The organism is Candidatus Nanopelagicales bacterium (assembly GCA_037045355.1).
Classification (GTDB): domain Bacteria; phylum Actinomycetota; class Actinomycetes; order S36-B12.
This window is the reverse complement of sequence record JBAOHO010000010.1, coordinates 64,856-82,127: the sequence shown is the minus strand read 5'-3', so window position 1 is coordinate 82,127 and position 17,272 is coordinate 64,856. Positions and strand designations below refer to the sequence as shown.

General features: G+C 68.8%; 19 protein-coding genes and 1 tRNA gene. All 20 read left to right on the top strand.

The features are described from left to right. The 20 genes from rpmA (at window position 1) to V9E98_04085 (ending at window position 17,143) form a co-directional block, all read left to right on the top strand. Window positions 1-255: a 50S ribosomal protein L27 gene (gene rpmA, locus V9E98_04180; GenBank protein ID MEI2716184.1), complete on the top strand. Its 255-nt coding sequence runs from the start codon at window positions 1-3 to the stop codon at window positions 253-255. Between the two features lie 17 nt (window positions 256-272). Next, window positions 273-1,625, top strand: a complete 1,353-nt coding sequence (obgE, locus tag V9E98_04175; protein MEI2716183.1) for a GTPase ObgE — start codon at window positions 273-275, stop codon at window positions 1,623-1,625. Continuing rightward, window positions 1,622-2,743 (top strand): glutamate 5-kinase, encoded by a 1,122-nt coding sequence (gene proB, locus V9E98_04170; GenBank protein ID MEI2716182.1) that lies wholly within the window; start codon window positions 1,622-1,624, stop codon window positions 2,741-2,743. The genes obgE and proB overlap by 4 nt, the downstream gene beginning before the upstream one ends. A 12-nt stretch (window positions 2,744-2,755) precedes the next feature. Then, complete coding sequence (locus V9E98_04165) at window positions 2,756-3,148, top strand: hypothetical protein (GenBank protein ID MEI2716181.1); 393 nt, start codon at window positions 2,756-2,758, stop codon at window positions 3,146-3,148. A gap of 16 nt (window positions 3,149-3,164) precedes the next feature. Continuing rightward, window positions 3,165-4,556, top strand: a complete 1,392-nt coding sequence (locus tag V9E98_04160; protein ID MEI2716180.1) for a glutamate-5-semialdehyde dehydrogenase — start codon at window positions 3,165-3,167, stop codon at window positions 4,554-4,556. A gap of 160 nt (window positions 4,557-4,716) precedes the next feature. Further along, window positions 4,717-4,875 (top strand): hypothetical protein, encoded by a 159-nt coding sequence (locus tag V9E98_04155; GenBank protein ID MEI2716179.1) that lies wholly within the window; start codon window positions 4,717-4,719, stop codon window positions 4,873-4,875. Window positions 4,876-4,880: 5 nt separating this feature from the next. Then, window positions 4,881-5,480 carry a nicotinate-nucleotide adenylyltransferase gene (gene nadD / locus V9E98_04150; protein MEI2716178.1) on the top strand — a complete coding sequence of 200 codons (600 nt, stop codon included), beginning with the start codon at window positions 4,881-4,883 and terminating at the stop codon, window positions 5,478-5,480. Continuing rightward, on the top strand, window positions 5,477-6,691 hold the full coding sequence (locus tag V9E98_04145) for an LCP family protein (protein ID MEI2716177.1): 1,215 nt from the start codon (window positions 5,477-5,479) through the stop codon (window positions 6,689-6,691). The genes nadD and V9E98_04145 overlap by 4 nt, the downstream gene beginning before the upstream one ends. Before the next feature lie 309 nt (window positions 6,692-7,000). Then, complete coding sequence (locus V9E98_04140; protein ID MEI2716176.1) at window positions 7,001-7,372, top strand: hypothetical protein; 372 nt, start codon at window positions 7,001-7,003, stop codon at window positions 7,370-7,372. A gap of 28 nt (window positions 7,373-7,400) precedes the next feature. Continuing rightward, on the top strand, window positions 7,401-7,772 hold the full coding sequence (rsfS, locus tag V9E98_04135; protein ID MEI2716175.1) for a ribosome silencing factor: 372 nt from the start codon (window positions 7,401-7,403) through the stop codon (window positions 7,770-7,772). Next, window positions 7,769-8,428, top strand: a complete 660-nt coding sequence (locus V9E98_04130) for a histidine phosphatase family protein (protein ID MEI2716174.1) — start codon at window positions 7,769-7,771, stop codon at window positions 8,426-8,428. Before rsfS ends, V9E98_04130 begins: the two co-directional genes overlap by 4 nt. Window positions 8,429-8,478: 50 nt before the next feature. Continuing rightward, window positions 8,479-8,551 (top strand) — tRNA-Ala (locus V9E98_04125). A 54-nt stretch (window positions 8,552-8,605) separates the two neighbouring features. After that, window positions 8,606-9,325: an SGNH/GDSL hydrolase family protein gene (locus V9E98_04120; GenBank protein MEI2716173.1), complete on the top strand. Its 720-nt coding sequence runs from the start codon at window positions 8,606-8,608 to the stop codon at window positions 9,323-9,325. Further along, window positions 9,325-9,960: a lysoplasmalogenase gene (locus V9E98_04115; GenBank protein ID MEI2716172.1), complete on the top strand. Its 636-nt coding sequence runs from the start codon at window positions 9,325-9,327 to the stop codon at window positions 9,958-9,960. The genes V9E98_04120 and V9E98_04115 overlap by 1 nt, the downstream gene beginning before the upstream one ends. A 140-nt stretch (window positions 9,961-10,100) precedes the next feature. Then, on the top strand, window positions 10,101-12,248 hold the full coding sequence (locus tag V9E98_04110; GenBank protein MEI2716171.1) for a class I tRNA ligase family protein: 2,148 nt from the start codon (window positions 10,101-10,103) through the stop codon (window positions 12,246-12,248). A gap of 113 nt (window positions 12,249-12,361) precedes the next feature. Next, entirely contained in the window at window positions 12,362-12,574 is a 213-nt protein-coding gene (locus tag V9E98_04105; protein ID MEI2716170.1) for a hypothetical protein, read from the top strand. A 68-nt stretch (window positions 12,575-12,642) separates the two neighbouring features. Then, complete coding sequence (locus V9E98_04100; protein MEI2716169.1) at window positions 12,643-13,518, top strand: DegV family protein; 876 nt, start codon at window positions 12,643-12,645, stop codon at window positions 13,516-13,518. Further along, window positions 13,518-14,135: a glycerol-3-phosphate acyltransferase gene (locus V9E98_04095; GenBank protein ID MEI2716168.1), complete on the top strand. Its 618-nt coding sequence runs from the start codon at window positions 13,518-13,520 to the stop codon at window positions 14,133-14,135. Before V9E98_04100 ends, V9E98_04095 begins: the two co-directional genes overlap by 1 nt. Window positions 14,136-14,240: 105 nt before the next feature. Next, window positions 14,241-14,918 (top strand): ComEA family DNA-binding protein, encoded by a 678-nt coding sequence (locus tag V9E98_04090; protein ID MEI2716167.1) that lies wholly within the window; start codon window positions 14,241-14,243, stop codon window positions 14,916-14,918. Further along, entirely contained in the window at window positions 14,915-17,143 is a 2,229-nt protein-coding gene (locus V9E98_04085; GenBank protein MEI2716166.1) for a ComEC/Rec2 family competence protein, read from the top strand. Before V9E98_04090 ends, V9E98_04085 begins: the two co-directional genes overlap by 4 nt. Window positions 17,144-17,272 lie beyond the last annotated feature (129 nt).

Here is a 17,272-nt window from a genome sequence, read left to right as displayed (position 1 = left end):
ATGGCGCACAAGAAGGGCGCGGCGTCCACCAAAAACGGCCGCGACAGCAACTCCCAGCGGCTCGGCGTGAAGCGCTTCGGCGGTCAGCTCGTCGGTGCGGGCGAGATCATCGTGCGCCAGCACGGCACCCACTTCCACCCGGGCGACAACGTCGGCCGCGGCGGTGACGACACTTTGTTCGCGCTGTCGGCCGGAACGGTCGAGTTCGGCACGGCGCGTGGTCGCCGCGTGGTCAACGTCCGTCCCTCTGCCTGATCGGGTCCGGGGACCACATGGCCCCCTCGTTCATCGACCTCGTGACGGTGCACGCCACCGCGGGTGACGGCGGGAACGGGTGCGCGTCCGTGCACCGCGAGAAGTTCAGGCCCCTGGGTGGACCCGACGGCGGCAATGGCGGCCGAGGTGGCTCGATCGTCCTGCTCGCCGACCCCGCCACCCACACTCTGCTGGAGTTCCATCGTCGCCCCCACCTGAAGGCGGGCAACGGTGGTGCCGGCAGGGGCGGCAACCGCACCGGCGGCGACGGATCAGACGTCATTGCGCTTGTTCCCGTGGGGACCGTCGTCATGTCGGGCCGAGGAGAGGTCCTCGCGGATCTCACCGCTCCCGGCACCACGTGGACCCTGGCCAACGGGGGCAGAGGAGGGCTCGGGAACGCCGCGCTGGCGTCACCGCGCCGCAAGGCACCGGGATTCGCGTTGCTCGGTGAACCCGGTGAACACCGCGACGTGACACTGGAACTCAAGACCGTCGCGGACGCCGCGCTCGTCGGATTCCCCAGCGCCGGCAAGTCGAGCTTGATCTCGGCCATGAGCGCCGCAAGACCCAAGGTCGCCGACTACCCCTTCACCACACTGGAACCACACCTGGGGGTCGTCGCCGCCGGAGACACGTCGTTCACCATCGCCGACGTCCCCGGCCTGATCCCGGGTGCCAGCAGCGGCAAGGGCCTCGGACTCGAGTTCCTGCGCCACATCGAGCGATGTCACGTCATCGTCCACGTCATCGACTGCGCCACCCTCGAACCCGGGCGCGATCCGCTGACGGACCTGGACGTCATCGAAGCCGAACTGGCCCACTACGGCGGGTTCGCCGACCGGCCCCGCATCGTGGTCTTGAACAAGATCGACGTTCCCCAGGCGCGGGAACTCGCCGAACTCGTGACCCCCGAGTTGCTGTCACACGGCTGGCCGGTGATCCCGGTCAGTGCCGCCAGTCATGAAGGTCTGCGCTCCTTGGGGTTCGCGATCGCGGACTTGCTGCGCGATCGACCTGCCGAGGCGTCGCCCGCCCGCCCGGTCGTGTTGACGCCGCCAGCCGCCGACGACAGCGGATTCACAGTGACGGCTGACGGTGAGATGTTCGTGGTACGCGGAACCCGCCCTGAACGGTGGGTGCGCCAGACCGACTTCTCCAACGACGAGGCGGTCGGGTACTTGGCCGACCGATTGGCGCGCCTCGGAGTCGAGGACACACTGATCGAACTCGGTGCCGACGAAGGATCCACGGTCGTGATCGGACCCGCCGATTCGGGTGTCATCTTCGACTTCCAGCCCTCCATCTCAGCCGGCGGACACCGCCCGAGCGGGCCACGCGGCACCGACGAGCGGGTGGACGGCCGATGACCGATCGGCGCGTGTTCGCGACTGCTCACCGGCTCGTCGTGAAGGTCGGCTCTTCGTCCTTGGCCAGCACCGACGGACTCGACGACGCCCGATTCCAGCAGGTTGCCACCGTGATCGCCGCCGCCGTCGAGGCCGGGCGCCAGGTCGTGCTGGTCACCAGTGGCGCAGTCGCCGGCGGGATGGGTCCGCTCCGGTTGCGCACCAGGCCCCAGGACCTCGCCACCCAGCAGGCCGCGGCCAGCGTCGGGCAGGGCGCCCTGATGGCGCGCTACGCGGAAGTGTTCGCCGCCCGCGGACTACTCGTCGGGCAGGTTCTGTTGACGGCCGACGACATGGTCCGCAGAGCGCACTACCGTAACGCCCAGCGCACGCTGTACCGGCTGCTGGAACTCGGTGTCGTCCCCGTTGTCAATGAGAACGACACCGTCGCCACCGACGAACTGCGCTTCGGCGACAACGACCGACTGGCGGCACTGGTCGCCCATGTCGTCCATGCCGAAGCACTGGTGCTGCTCAGTGATGTCGCGGGTCTCTACACCACACGTCCCTCGGACCCGGCCGCCGAGTTGGTCACCGATGTCCACGACTTCGCCACGGTCGCCGAGTTCGACACCGGACGCAGAGGCCGTTCCGGAGTCGGATCAGGGGGGATGCGAACCAAGGTGAGCGCAGCGCACCTGGCCAGCAGCGCTGGGATTCCGGTGCTGCTCGCCGACGCCGACGATGCCGCGGAGGCGCTGGCAGGTGACCAGGTCGGGACGATGTTCCACGTCACAGGGCGCCGGGTCCCCACGCGCCTGTTGTGGTTGGCGCACGCTGCGGCCCCCGAGGGTGCCCTGGAACTGGACGACGGGGCCGTCCACGCGGTCGTCGTCCGCCGCAAATCCCTGCTCCCTGCCGGAATTCGCCGGGTTTCCGGTGATTTCACCGCAGGTGATCCCGTCGACCTCTTGGACCAAAACGGGCGTGTCGTGGCCCGTGGACTGGTCAACTTTGACTCGTCGGAACTTCCGGGACTTCTGGGCCGGTCGACTCGGGAGTTGGCCGCCGAATTGGGCTCGGCCTACGAACGTGAGGTCGTCCATCGCGACGATCTGGTGGTGATGACGTCCAGGTGAGAGAGGAGCCGCATGACCGAAGATGCGGCTGCCGTTCGCCTGCCCGGCGTCATGTGGCACGTGACGCTGACTCTCCACGGTCAACCTCAGGAGCCGGAATCTCTGGCGCAGCGTCTGCAGCACCTCGCCTTCAGCCACGGAGTCGAACTCGCCGCGCGCTACAGCGAGGACACCGTGGAGTTGCGCTACTGGGATGAGGGGCAGGACTGTCGGGTGGTGGTCGACCACGCCCTCGATCTGTGGGACGCGCACCGGGAGGGTGCGGACCTTCCTCTGTGGCCGGTCGTGGGCATCGAGGTACTGGATCGGTCGTCGTTTCGGCGTCGTTGGCCGTCCGGGACACCGGCGGAGCTGCTCGCACCGGGCGTCGCCCCCATGCCCGTCGCGGCCGACGATGAGGGCTGAGCCCTACCCTTGTCGCATGAGTGACACCCCTTCGTCCGACCAGGCAACCTCGTCCGACCGGGCAACCTCGCCCGACCGGGCAACCTCGCCCGACCGGGCAACCTCGCCCGACCAGGCAACCTCGCCCAACCACGACGACTCATCCGCCCGGCAGGCCGTGATCGCCGCCGCGGCTCGGGCTCGCGATGCCGCTGTCGAACTGCGGGCCACCACGACAGAGCGGAAGAATCGCGCCCTGAGCGCGATCGCCACGCATCTGGACAAGGACCGCGCGGCCATCAGCGAAGCGAACGCCGCGGACGTCGCGGCGGCCGTGGCGGCAGGAACGAGTCCTGGACTGGTGGATCGCTTGACGCTGTCGGACGACCGGCTCACGGCCATCATCGACGCCATCACAACCGTGATCGAACTCCCCGACCCGGTCGGTCAAGTCGTGCGGGGGTACCACCTGCCGAACGGCCTGAAGGTAGAACAGACCCGGGTCCCGATGGGTGTCGTCGGCATGATCTACGAGGCCCGTCCCAACGTCACGGTCGATGCTGCCGCCCTGTGCCTCAAGAGCGGCAACGCGGTTCTGTTGCGTGGGTCGTCCTCGGCAGCGCGCACGAACGAGGCACTGATCGCCGCGATGCGCACCGCCCTGGCAGCAGAAGGTCTACCCGCCGACGCGATCCAGGCGGTCCCCGGATCAGGCCATGAGACGGTGGACCATCTCATCACCGCCCGGGGCTGGGTGGACGTGGTGATCCCCCGCGGAGGGGCCGACCTCATCAACCGGGTCGTCGACGGCGCCCGGGTACCCGTCATCGAAACCGGGATCGGCAACTGCCACGTCTACGTCGATCGCGACGCCGACCCCGATGCCGCCGTCGACATCGTGGTCAACGCGAAGACCCAGCGCCCCAGCGTGTGCAACGCTGCCGAGACGCTGCTGGTCCACGAAGACCTGGCCGACACGCTGTTCCCGCGGATCGCCACGGCCCTCATCGAACGAGGCGTCACGCTGCACGCCGGCGACTCGGCCGAGACTGCCCTCGCGGCAGCGGACCTTCCGTTCACCCCGGCCACGGACGACGACTGGGCGGCCGAGTACTACTCCTTGGACATCGCAGTCGCGCTGGTTCCCGACGTCGACGCAGCGGCGGCCCACATCCGCCGCTGGAGTTCGGGGCACACCGAAGCCGTGGTCTCGGATTCGGCGGCCACCATCGACCGGTTCATCGCCCGAGTCGACTCCGCGGCCATCGCGGTCAACGCCTCGACGCGATTCACGGACGGGGGCGAGTTGGGCTTCGGCGCCGAGATCGGCATCTCCACTCAGAAACTGCACGCGCGCGGACCCATGGCGCTGCCGGAACTGACCACGACCACCTTCCTTCTGACCGGCTCAGGACACATCCGGTCCTGAGCCAAACCTGCCTCCTCACCTGCTCCAGGACACGTCCGGTCCTGAGCCCCGAACCTCCTCACCTGCTCTAGGACACATCCCGTCCTGCGCCGAATGACGTGGCGCCGCCCCTGAGCGCGGCCGGCTTCGGTACGCTTCGGGCTGTGACTTGGAGGACACGATGAACCACTTGGCGACACTGGCGCTCCTGGCCAACGAATCCGAACTCGTCGAGTCGGAGTCGGTGGTACCGCTGCCTTCCTGGGTGTACGGCGCGATCGCTCTGGTGACCCTGCTTCTGTTGCTCGTCGTGGTGACCCGGCTGAACCTCGACCGCTGACCGCCATGCCGCCGACCGGCCCCGTGGGAGTCATGGGCGGCACCTTCGACCCCATCCACCTCGGTCACCTGGTGGCGGCCAGCGAGGTCGCGCACCGATTCGCGCTCTCCGAAGTCCTGTTCGTCCCCACCGGACGGCCCTGGCAGAAGACGCACCGGACGGTCACCGACGCCGACCACCGATACGCCATGACCATCATCGCCACCGCCGCCGACGACCGATTCACCGTCAGCCGGGTCGACATCGACCGACCCGGTCCCACGTACACGGTCGACACGCTGCGCGACCTTGCGGCGGGACCCACGGCAGGTCGCGAGATGTTCTTCATCACCGGCGCCGACGCGCTGCAGCAGATCCTGACCTGGCGGGACCCGGTCGAGGTGCTGCGGATGGCGCACATGGTCGGCGTCACGCGCCCCGGTCACCGATTGGCCGCTCCGGACGTCGATCCCGCGTCGGTTAGTCTGATCGAGATTCCCGCGCTCGCGATCTCATCGTCCGACATCAGGTCCCGGGTCGCGGCGGGCCGACCGATCCGATACCTCGTCCCTGACGGGGTGGATCACTACATCGCCAAGACCGATCTCTACCGGGACGACGTGTGACCGATACCGACCACCAGGCGGAACAGCACCGCCTGCGCCGGACCACGCGCCACCTGATCCTCAGCCTCGCCGCAGTCGCAGTGTTCGGGATGGCGTTCGCCGGAGTGTATGTGTGGACCGTCGATCGGCAGGTGCCACCGCAGCCGACTCCCACGCCGGCTCCCACCGCCACCACTGTCCCGCTGCAGGAGACGCTGCTCATCCAGGCCACCACGGCGGACGGGGCGGTCGGGAACCTCTTGGCGGCAGTCAGCACCGATGCCACGTCCTCGGTCGTGTTCCCGCTGCCGGCGGAACTGGTGGTCACCGGACCCCAGGCGGCCCCCGAACCACTTCGTCTGACCGTCGCTGGGCTCGACACCTTGCGGTCATCCAATGCAGTGGCCGCGACCCTGGGCGTCCGGGTCGATGCCGCCTGGCGGATCGACCGCAAGGCCCTCGCCGGGTTGGTCGACTCGGTCGACGGACTTCCGGTCACCGTGCCCGAGTCGGTCCGCGTGCGCGACGAGGCAGGGGAGGTCGTCGCCACCGTGCGGGCCGGACGACAACGCCTCGACGGAACCACTGCCTCTTGGTACGCGGTCGGTACCGTGCCGCGCCAGACCGCCGCCGAAGCCACGAGCCGATTCACCGACGTCATGACAGGTGCTCTGCGCCGTCTGCCCCGCAGCGACGTGGCCATCCGGGAGTCCCTGACCGCGCTCGGGGCGCTGGCCCCGTCCACCATCGGGACGCAGGAACTCGCCGTGTTCTTGCTCGACCTGTCGCAGTCGTTGACCCAGGAAGGGGCGACCATCACCGAACTCGCCACCACCACAACGCCGGTGGGGGAGTTCGAACCGGAATGGCTGGACTACAACCGGGCCACGCCGCAGTTGCGCCGGACCGTTCCCTACGCGCTGTGGCGCACGGGGGTCGATGGGCCGGCTCGGGTCCTGGTGTCCGCGATACAAGTGCGGCCGGGTCGCCTGGCGCAGGCGAGCACACGGATCTCCGACGCGGGCTTCGTGTTCGTGGACGGGCGCGGGACCCCCGTTCCCTCCGGCCAAACACGCACGACCGTGACCGCTCGGGGAACCCGAGCCCCCGCGATGCAGGTTGAGGCTGCCCTCGAGATCCCGGATGCTCGCACTGAGGTCGTCCCCGCCGGCGAGCCCGGCCGGCCCTGGGCGGACGTGGACGTCGTGCTCAGCGGACGAAGCGGCGAATGATCAGGTTGATCCCTTCGCCCTAAGCTTCAATCCACCGATCCACCGGCTGCTGCGCGTCACCATCGAGGCGCCCTGGCTTCGTTACAGCCACTCAACAGTGGCCCACACTGCCCTCGTGTCTGTGCCTTGCCATGGCACCCCGCTGGTGACGCTCGTTGCGCCAAGGACCGGTGGATTGAAGCTCAGCCCGGAGGCGACGTCCTTTCCGCAGCGGTTAGTCTGCCCGTCATGGTGCCTGGCTCAAAGACGACTGGCTCAAAGTTGACTGGCTCGACGACGATGGGATCCGCGCGGGGACGATCCTGGATCGTGACCGCCGCTTTCGCCACCAGCGGGGTGGTCCACCTGATCCGCCCCAAGGTCTTCGAGCCGCTGATCCCCGCAGCTCTCGGCCCGGCGCGACCGTGGGTCCTGGCGAGTGGAGCCGCGGAACTCGTGTGCGCGGCCGGACTGGTGACGCGTCGACGCTGGGCACCCCCGGCGACCGTGGCTGTCTTGGCCGCGATCTGGGTGGGTAACTGGCACATGGCCATCACCTGGCAGCGCGACCCCCGCCGTACCCGCGCCCAACGCCTCGTTGCCTGGGGCCGACTTCCGCTGCAGATACCGCTGATGCAATGGGCGTGGCAGGCGCCGACGATTGGGCGCGTTCCGGCACCGACTCGTACCCTGGAGCAATGACCTTGAGGACCAATGACCCAGAGGACCGATGACGGCGAGCGCTGAAGCGGTCGAGTGGGCGCGCGTGGCCGCCGCGGCCGCCTACGACAAGAAGGCCACTGATGTCGTCGCGTTCGACGTCAGTGATGTGTTGTTCATCACCGACATCTTCGTGATCTGTTCTGGCTCCAACCCCCGCCAGGTCGGCGCCATCGTCGACGAGATCGAGACCCGCGTGAAACAGGCGGGTGCCCCGTCCGTGCGTACCGAGGGACAGCGCGAAGGGCGGTGGGTCCTGCTCGATTTCGTGGACCTCGTCGTTCACGTGCAACTCGACGATGAGCGTCTGACCTACGGGCTCGAACGCCTGTGGCACGACCGGCCCCAACTGGACCTGTCCGACATCGAAAGCGCCAGTTGACGCGCCACGCGATCCTGTGGCGGCACGGCCGCACCGAATGGAACCACGCCCAGCGATTCCAGGGTCAACTCGACGTGCCACTCGACGACGTGGGGCGCGAGCAGGCCTCTCGGGCGGCGGCTGTCCTGGCGCATCGGCAGCCGGCCCTCATCGTCAGCAGCGACCTATCGCGGGCCACGGCCACGGCATCGGCGTTGGCCGAAGTGTCCGGGCGGCCGGTGATCTCCGACCCCGATCTGCGGGAAGCTCATGCCGGCCGGTGGCAAGGCCGCACCCACGCCGAGATCGCACAAGACGATGGCCCTGCACTCGATCGGTGGCGCACCGCCTCGGATGTGCGCCCCGGCGGTGTCGGCGAGACCAGGTCCGAAGTGGCCGCCCGCGTGGCCGCCGCCGTGAATCGCCACATGGCAGCCGTTCCGGCTGACGGATGTGCCGTCTTCGTCACCCATGGCGGTGCTGCGCGAGCCGCGGTCGCACAGTTGTTGGGGCTCGCCTTGTTGGACTGGCAGCGCATGGCGGTGTTGCGCAACTGCGCCTGGGCCGTGCTCGAAGTCGATCGCTTCGGATCGTGGCGACTCGAGAGCTACAACGCGGGACTCGACCTGCCCGGAGTCGCCCCGATCCCGACGGAGGTTCGGGACGGTATCGTCTGAGGCGCCCGGTCATGCGGGCCGAGCAGAGGGGCTATCCTTGTCGGAGCATCGGGGCTGTGGCGCAGCTGGTAGCGCACTTGCATGGCATGCAAGGGGTCAGGGGTTCGAGTCCCCTCAGCTCCACCGAAACCTCTTCTCCCCGCAGTATCTCCACACCATGTTCGCGGCGAACACCACGTGACCAGTTCAGCTCACCTCCTCGTTCTGGGGGACTCACTGGCCTTTCACGGTCCGGTGCGAGCCGAGGTCCCGGATCATCCCGACCTGTTCGCCAACGTCGCCGCGCGCGCACTCGGTGACGATGTCCACGTCGACATCGTCGCCCGGATGGGATGGACCGCGCGCGATGGCTGGTGGGCTCTCACCAAGGACCCCATGGTCTGGGGCCGGTACCTACCTCGAGCATCGGGACTCGTCGTCTCGCTCGGCCACTTCGACCAGTTGCCCGCCGCGCTACCCACGTGGTGGCGCGAGTCGATCCCGTACGTACGACCGGGCGCCGTGCGTCGTCGAATCCGCTCCGCCTACTCGGCGGGGGCGCCTGCACTGATTCGAGCATTCGACGGACGAATGACCCAGTTGTCGCCGCGCGCCACATCCCACCTCTTGGGCCGCATCGTCACCTCCGTCCGGCACCTGTACCCGGAGCTTCCCATCGTCCGCTTGGCGCCGTCGCCGTGGGACAGTTGCCTCTACCCGGTTCAGCGATCACACGAGCCCGCGGTCGCAGCCGCGCGGGAATGGTCCGCGATGTTCGATGTCCCCCTGGTCGAGGTGGACCCGCTGGTGTCGACGGCCACGAACAACCCCGACGGTCTGCACTGGGGGTGGGACTCGCACGAGCGGGTCGGAACCGCCACGGCCAAGGCGTTGCTCGCAGCCGGATGGGAGATCTGATGACCGGTGCCGCCTGGCTCGCGATCCTGGTGGCGGTGGTGGCCGCCCCGGTCGATTGGTGGGCTGTCGCGCGCGAGCGACTCGAGACCGAGTACGTCGCCAAACCCCTGGTGCTGGTCGCGTTGATCGCTGCCGCAGCGGCCCTGACGCCCGGCGATGCGGCGGTGCGCACGGCTGTGGTGGTCGGCCTCACGCTGGGGCTGATCGGGGATGTGCTGCTGATGCTGGATCGCTTCATCCCTGGGGCCGCGGCGTTCCTGCTCGGACACCTCGCGTACCTCGTGGCCTTCCTCCTGGTTCCCCAGAAAGGCCCGTTCCTCTTCGCCGGCGCGATCGTCATCGGCATCCTGCTGGGCCTGGTCGCGCGGCCAGTCGTGGCAGGCGCGCGCCAGCGATCCACCACGTTGACCGTCGTGATCGTCGCCTACCTGATCGTCCTCGGCGCCGTCGTCGTGTTCGGCTTCGGCACCGGCAACCCCTGGCTCATGGCCGGGGTCCTCTTGTTCGCGGTGTCCGACGCTCTGCTCGCGTACGGCCGTTTCGTGGGTTCCGCGCCCGGTGGGCGCGTGGCCGTCCACGTGACCTACCACCTGGCCCAACTGCTGATCGTGCTGTCACTGCCGACATTGGTGTAGCAGTGCCCCCAAGGCACGCGACGATGCGGCAGGTTGACCGGGACATCCCGTTGGTGTGACCCATCACCAACGGGCCGCAGACGCGGGTCTGGCGTCGACCACGGGTGGCTACCATGGGGCGTCCCCCGAGAAGGAATCCCATGGAACCCAGCACGACCGCCGACGTCTACGACCCGGAACTGTTGCAGCACACGTGGCTGCCGGTGTGGGACGAGTTGCAGCCGTTCCGGTCCGGGGACCCCGCCGACCAGCGGCCGAAGAAGTACGTGCTCGACATGTTCCCGTACCCGTCCGGCGACTTGCACATGGGCCATGCCGAGGCCTACGCCCTGGGCGACGTTCTGGCGCGCTACTGGGTCCAGCGCGGCTTCAACGTCCTGCACCCGATCGGGTGGGACGCTTTCGGGCTGCCCGCCGAGAACGCGGCCATCAAACGCGGTGTCGATCCCACCGCCTGGACCTACGAGAACATCGAACAGCAGAAATCGTCCATGCGCCGCTACGCCTGTTCGTTCGACTGGGACCGCGTGCTCAACACCTGCGATCCGGAGTACTACCGGTGGAACCAGTGGCTGTTCCTGCGCATGTTCGAGCGCGGGCTGGCCTACCGGAAAGACTCCCAGGTCAACTGGTGCCCCAACGACCAGACGGTGCTCGCCAATGAGCAGGTGGTCAACGGCCGGTGCGAACGCTGTGACGCCCTGGTCACGAAGAAGAAACTCACCCAGTGGTACCTGCGCATCACCGACTACGCCGACCGACTGCTGGCCGACATGGAGCAACTGCAGGGCGCCTGGCCCGAGAAGGTACTGCTCATGCAGCGCAACTGGATCGGCCGTTCGACGGGAGCCGAGGTCGACTTCGCGATCGAAGGCCGCGCTGAGCCCGTCACCGTCTACACGACCCGACCAGACACTCTGTTCGGCGCGACGTTCTTCGTGGTTGCCGCGGACAGCGATCTGGCCGCCGAACTCGCGACGGGCTCCCCGGCGGAGCAGGAATTCGCGGACTACGTCGAGCGGGTGAAGCTGACCAGCGAACTCGACAGACTGGCCACCGATCGCGAGAAGACCGGGGTCTTCCTGCACCGCTACGCGGTCAATCCCGTCAACGGCGCTCGACTGCCGATCTGGGCCAGTGACTACGTCCTGGCCGACTATGGGACGGGCGCCATCATGGCGGTGCCCGCCCACGACCAGCGCGACCTGGACTTCGCCAGGACGTTCGATCTCCCCGTGCAAGTCGTGGTCGAAGCGGGGGAGGACCCGAACGAAACCGGTGTCGCGACCGTCCGACGACGGTGTCATGGTCAACAGCGGACCGTTGAACGGGCTGGCCAAGGACGAAGCGATCACGCGGATCATCGAGATCCTGGCCGAGCGCGGAACCGCCCGACCCGCGGTGAACTACCGGCTGCGCGACTGGCTCATCTCGCGGCAGCGCTACTGGGGAACCCCCATCCCGATCATCCACTGTCCCGACTGCGGCGAGGTGCCGGTGCCCGACGACCAACTGCCGGTGCTGCTGCCCGCAGCCGAGGGTCTGGACCTCACCCCGCAGGGATCCTCACCACTCGGGGCAGCGACATCGTGGCGTGCCGTGGCGTGCCCCGCCTGCGGTGCGGCCGCGCAACGCGACCCCGACACCATGGACACGTTCGTCGACTCGTCGTGGTACTTCCTGCGGTTCCTCGATCCCCACAACGAGACCGCCCCATTCGACCCGCGGCAGGCGCGGGAGTGGTTGCCGGTCGACCAGTACGTCGGCGGCGTCACCCACGCGATTCTGCACCTGCTGTACGCGCGGTTCTTCACCAAGGTCCTGCACGACATGGGCATGCTCGACTTCACCGAACCGTTCACCCGGTTGCTCAACCAGGGCATGGTCGTCATGAACGGTTCCGCCATGTCCAAGTCCCGCGGGAACCTGGTGCGACTGACCGACGAGCTCGCCGACAACGGGGTCGATGCCGTACGGCTGACGCATGGTGTTCGCCGGTCCTCCCGAGGATGACATCGACTGGGCCGATGTCTCGCCGGCGGGAGCCAAACGGTTCCTCGCACGGGCCTGGCGGCTGGCTCGGCGACGTGACCAGTTCCCCCGGGAGCGATGTGGCCCAGGGTGATCTCGGGGTGCGCCAAGCCACCCACCGTGCGGTGGACGAGGCACAAACCGCCGTGGAGTCGTTCCGCTTCAATGTCGCGGTCGCCCGCACCATGGAACTGGTCAATGTGCTGCGCAAGGCCGTCGATGCGAGATGTCGGCGGCGCCGACCCCGCGGTGCGTGAGGGGGTCGAAGCGGTCGCCGTGATGCTGTCGCTCGTTGCCCCCTACACCGCCGAGGACATGTGGGCAGCGCTCGGGCCGGGAGCCGAGCGTCGCCCGCGCCGGCTGGCCGGCCGTGGATCCGGAGCTCGTCGCCCGCGAAGCCGTCACCTGCGTCGTTCAGATCGGCGGCAAGGTGCGCGAACGCATCGAAGTGACTCCGGACATCGGCGACGACGAACTGCAGGCGCTCGCCTTGGCGACACCCGCTGCAGTGGCCGCGCTCGATGGTGCGCAGCCGCGCCGGGTCATCGTGCGGCCCCCCAAGCTGGTCAACATCGTGCCCTGACCCGTTCCTCGCTCTCGTCCCTCCCTCACGTCCCTCGATCTCGCCCTCTCGTTCCTCACGATCGATCCGTGAGTAGCCTGACAGTCATGTCGCAGCAAACGCTTCCTGCGCTGGTCACCGACTCCACCGCCAACCTGCCACCCACGCAGGTGGACTTCTGGGGGATTCGCGTCGTGCCCGTGCAGGTCATCGTCGGTGACCGGGCACTGCAGGAGGGGGTGGATGTCAGTGCGTCGGACGTGGCGGCCGCGCTGAGAGCGGGAACCACCGTCAGCACTTCCCGCCCGGCACCCGCGACATTCGCGCAGGTCTACCAGCAAGCCGCCGACGCGGGTGCGACGCACATCTTGTCCGCCCATCTCTCGGCGGATCTGTCCGGCACGTACGACGCGGCGGTGTTGGCCGCCGCCGACGCCCCGGTCCCCGTCACGGTCGTCGATAGCCGAAGTGTGTCGATGGGGCTCGGGTACGGCGTGGTGGCGGCCGCACGGGTGCTGGCCCGCGGCGGAAATGTGGACGAAGCAGCGGCGGCCGTCGTGGCCACAGCGCAGGCCAGCCGGGTCCTGTTCTACGTCGACTCACTCGATTTCCTGCGCCGAGGTGGCCGGATCGGATCGGCGCAGCGGCTGATCGGGTCCGCCTTGGCCATGAAGCCGATCCTCCACCTGGCCAAGGGCAGGGTGAAGCCGCTGGAGAAGGTGCGCACCGCGTCGCGGGCCTTGGCCCGGCTGGAGGAGCTCGCGGTGGAATCGGCTGACGGTCAGCCCGTCGGAGTCGCCGTCCTGCACCTCGATGCCGCCCGGCGGGCCGCCGACCTCGCCGTCGGCATCCGCTCCCGCCTGCCCGAAGCCGACGTGATCATCGGCGAGGTAGGTGCGGTCATCGGGTCGCACGTGGGCCCGGGCATGGTCGCGGTGGTCGTGAGCCCGGTGCCCGACCCGTGATGGACCAACTCCAGGTCGCCGAGCCGCTCGCCCTGCTGCTCGCCGCGGTCGTCGGCTATGCCATCGGGTCCGTGAACCCCGCGGCCATCATCGCGCGGATGCGCGGCATCGATCTGCACTCCGTCGGGTCGGGTAACCCGGGGGCGACCAACGCCGGCAGGGTGCTGGGCAAACGCACCGGGGTGATCGTTGCCATCCTCGACATCCTGAAAGGACTGGTGCCGGTCCTGCTGTTCAGCAGACTGGGAGTGGCCGCTGCAGAAGTCGCCGGTTTCATGGCCGTGGTCGGGCACATCACGTCCCCGTTCCTCAAAGGTCGCGGCGGCAAAGGTGTGGCGACCACACTGGGTGCGGTCCTCGGCGTCTATCCGCTGTGGATCCCCTTCGTGTTGGTGGGCTTCGCCGTCGGGTTCCTGCTCAGTCGCCGAATGGGCATCGGTGCGGTGTTCGGTGCGGTCGTGCTGATCGGGTGCGGCATCGTCGCCCCCCAACTCGATGGCAAGATCTACGGCATCGCACTGGGTGGCCTGGTGCTCGTGCGGCACTGGCGCAATATCGGTGCGGTTCTGCGCGATCGCCAGGTCAATCCGCGCGAACCACTCGACGAAGACGGCTGACCTTCCCGGGGCGCAGCCGGCGGCCACAGGGATTCGGCGGTCGCGATCGTCCACAGGCGATTTCTCATCCCGCCCGCTGGACACGGCGCCGGATAGACGTCAGGCATGACCGATTCCCGGCACCGCGCAGTCCCCTTCGAACGTGGCTCGACGCTGGTCGTCGCCCTGGTCATCGGCGCTGCCCTGCTACTCGCCGGGCTGTGGTGGTGGGATGGGCGGTCGCGGTCGACACCGGTGGTGACTGCGCCGGCTGTTCAACCGGGCAACGGGTCGCCGTCCGCACCGATTCCCTCCGCTGTGGGTTCATCTGCTCCCGCGCCGACGAGTGGAACGTCGCCACCGGTGACCGTCACCGTGGACATCCGTGGGGCGGTGCGCGCCCCCGGACCGCGCGAGTTGCCGGCGGGGAGTCGGGTCATCGACGCCGTGAATGCCGCGGGCGGGTTACAGTCCGGGCGCCGATACGGCCCGCTGAACCTTGCCCGAGTCCTGACCGATGGCGAGCAGATCAGGGTCGGTCACGCTGACACAGCGCAGCCGGTCGAGCCCGCTACTGCGGCACCTTCGGTGGGTCCGGGTAGTCCGACGGGCCTGATCAACCTCAACACCGCCGACGCGGTCACGTTGGAGGAACTCGACGGCGTGGGCCCCGTGTTGGCCGCTGCCATCGTCGAGTGGCGCACCACCAACGGTCCCTTTGGGTCGGTGGACGACCTGCTCGACGTGTCGGGCATCGGCGACGCCACGTTGGCGGGGCTGCGCGATCAGGTGACTGTCGGGTGATCCCCGATCTGCGTACGACGATGCTGGCCGGTGCGGCATGGGTCGGCGCCGCCATGGGCTGGTGGGCTGGTGCGCCCTCCCTGGCTGTCGTGGCGATCGTCGCTGTGACCGCGTGTGTGCTCTCCGCCCTGATCCACCGACCGATAGCGGCGCCGGTCGTGGTCATGATGGTGGGGGCGACTGCCGTCGCGGCGCTCTCCGGTCAGGCTCGGCGGGTGCCGACCGACGTCGTGGATCGCACGGTCGAAATCACTGCCGTGGTCACGGGTTCGGCCCGACCCGTCGCGGTGGATCCTGGTCGCGCCCCCGCCCTGTTCCTGCCCGCCACCGTGCGGTCGGCGCGGGCCGGTTCAGCGCGGTGGGACCTGTCCTTGCCGGCACGAGTGTTCCTCGACCGATCGGACCTACCGCCGGCCACCCGACCCGGAACGACGGTGGTGTTCCACGGACGACTGGCCGACCGCGAACCCAGCGCGGCCGACATCAGAGTCGTGGCAGTCAGCTCAGTGCGAGTGGTCGCCGACCCCTCGGCGGGGGCATCGGTACTCAACGCCATCCGTGTTGGCCTGACCGACACGACCGCCTCTGCCGATGCCGACGCCGCCGGACTGGTTGCCGGTATCGCGCTGGGCGACGAGTCCCGACAGTCACCGCAGTTCGCCGAAGCCATGCAGGACTCGGGGTTGTCCCACCTCACGGCCGTGTCCGGCGGCAACTTCACCGTCATCATGGCCGCACTGCTGCTGATCACGCGGGCCTTGCGCGCGCCCCCACCCGTCCAGGTGTCGCTCACCGCAGCAGCGGTCGCCGGGTACGTCCTGCTGGTGGGGCCGCAACCCAGCGTGGTGCGGGCAGCCGCCATGGCGGCGGTCGGGCTTCTCGGTGTTCTGCTGGGTGGGGTCGAGCGTGGGCTGCCCCTGCTGTCGGCCTGCGTGGCAGTACTGCTGGTGCTGTCCCCGGAACTGGCCTGGTCGCTGGGATTCGCGCTGTCCGTTGTCGCGACCGCGGGACTCCTGGTCCTCGCTCCTGTCCTCCTGCACGGGATAGAGGCTCACGTCCCGATGGTCCTGGCTCTGCCGCTGACCGTCACGCTCGCCGCGCAGGTGGTCACCGCCCCACTGCTGCTGGCCGTCGGTGCGCCGGTGTCGTGGGTGAGCGTCCCCGCCAACCTGGTCGTGGCCGCCTTGATCGGCCCCATCACGATTCTGGGGCTTCTCGCGGCCCTGGTCGCACCGATCTGGTCACCGCTCGCCAGCCTGTTGGCTGTCCCGGCGCTGAGTCTCGCCCAGGTTGTCGTCTTCGTGGCCCGCACCGCCCAGCAGGTGGCGTTGTCCCCCCACGGGCGTGAGATCGGCCGGCTTCTCGTCGTTGTCGTCGCCGCCGGTCTCATCTGGGTCGCGGTGGTTCGGCTCGCCGGCCGGCGAACCGCGACCGCGGCGGCTGTCCTGACGGTTCTCGGTAGTCTGCTGATCGGCCGACTCGCCGGACCGCCGGAGGATTGGCGGTTGGTGGTGTGCGACGTCGGGCAGGGCACCGCGGTGGCGCTGCGAACGGGTCCGAACAGCGCGATCCTGGTCGACGCGGGCCCTGCGCGGGCCGACCCCGGTGATTGCCTGGCGGGGGCGGGGGTAACCCGGCTCGACGGTGTCCTGATCAGTCATTACCACGCCGATCACATCGCGGGACTCGCTCCCGTGATGGCCGGCAATCGGGGTACGCCGGTCTGGGCCACCGCTTTCGCCAAGCCGGACGCTGCTGTCGCCGACCTCGAACTGCTGACCGGCGGACCGGCAACACCCTTGGTCGCGGGTAACACGATCACGTGGGGCGAGGCCACGGCCACGGTCCTGTGGCCACCCGCCGACTTCCGTGGGTCGGAAGACGATGCCAACAACGGCAGCCTGGTGCTGGCAGTGCAGTGGCCAGACGGCTTCACAGCGCTGATTCCCGGCGACGTGGAACCGGAGAGTCAGACCCAGATCATGCAGCGGTGGCAGGGCCCGGGATTCGATGCAGTCGTGATCCCGCACCATGGATCGGACCACCAACAGCCCGGTTTCGCCCAGTGGGCCGCCGCCGACGACGGCACGGCTGTCGCCAGCAGCGGGCTGGGCAACACTTACGGGCATCCAGCCACGGAGACCCTGACGGAGTACCTCGCGGCGGGAGCTGACGTGCGGCGCACCGACACCGAGGGATCGGTCTTCCTCCCCGACGGGCGGTGATCCCGATGACCCACGACGACGAGTGACTCTTCCACGGCGAGGCTCCGGGGTGGGCTCCGGGTTGGCTCCGGGGTGGGCTGCGGGGTGGGACAGCCCATGGCTGTGGGTGACGGCCAACGCGGACTCCGG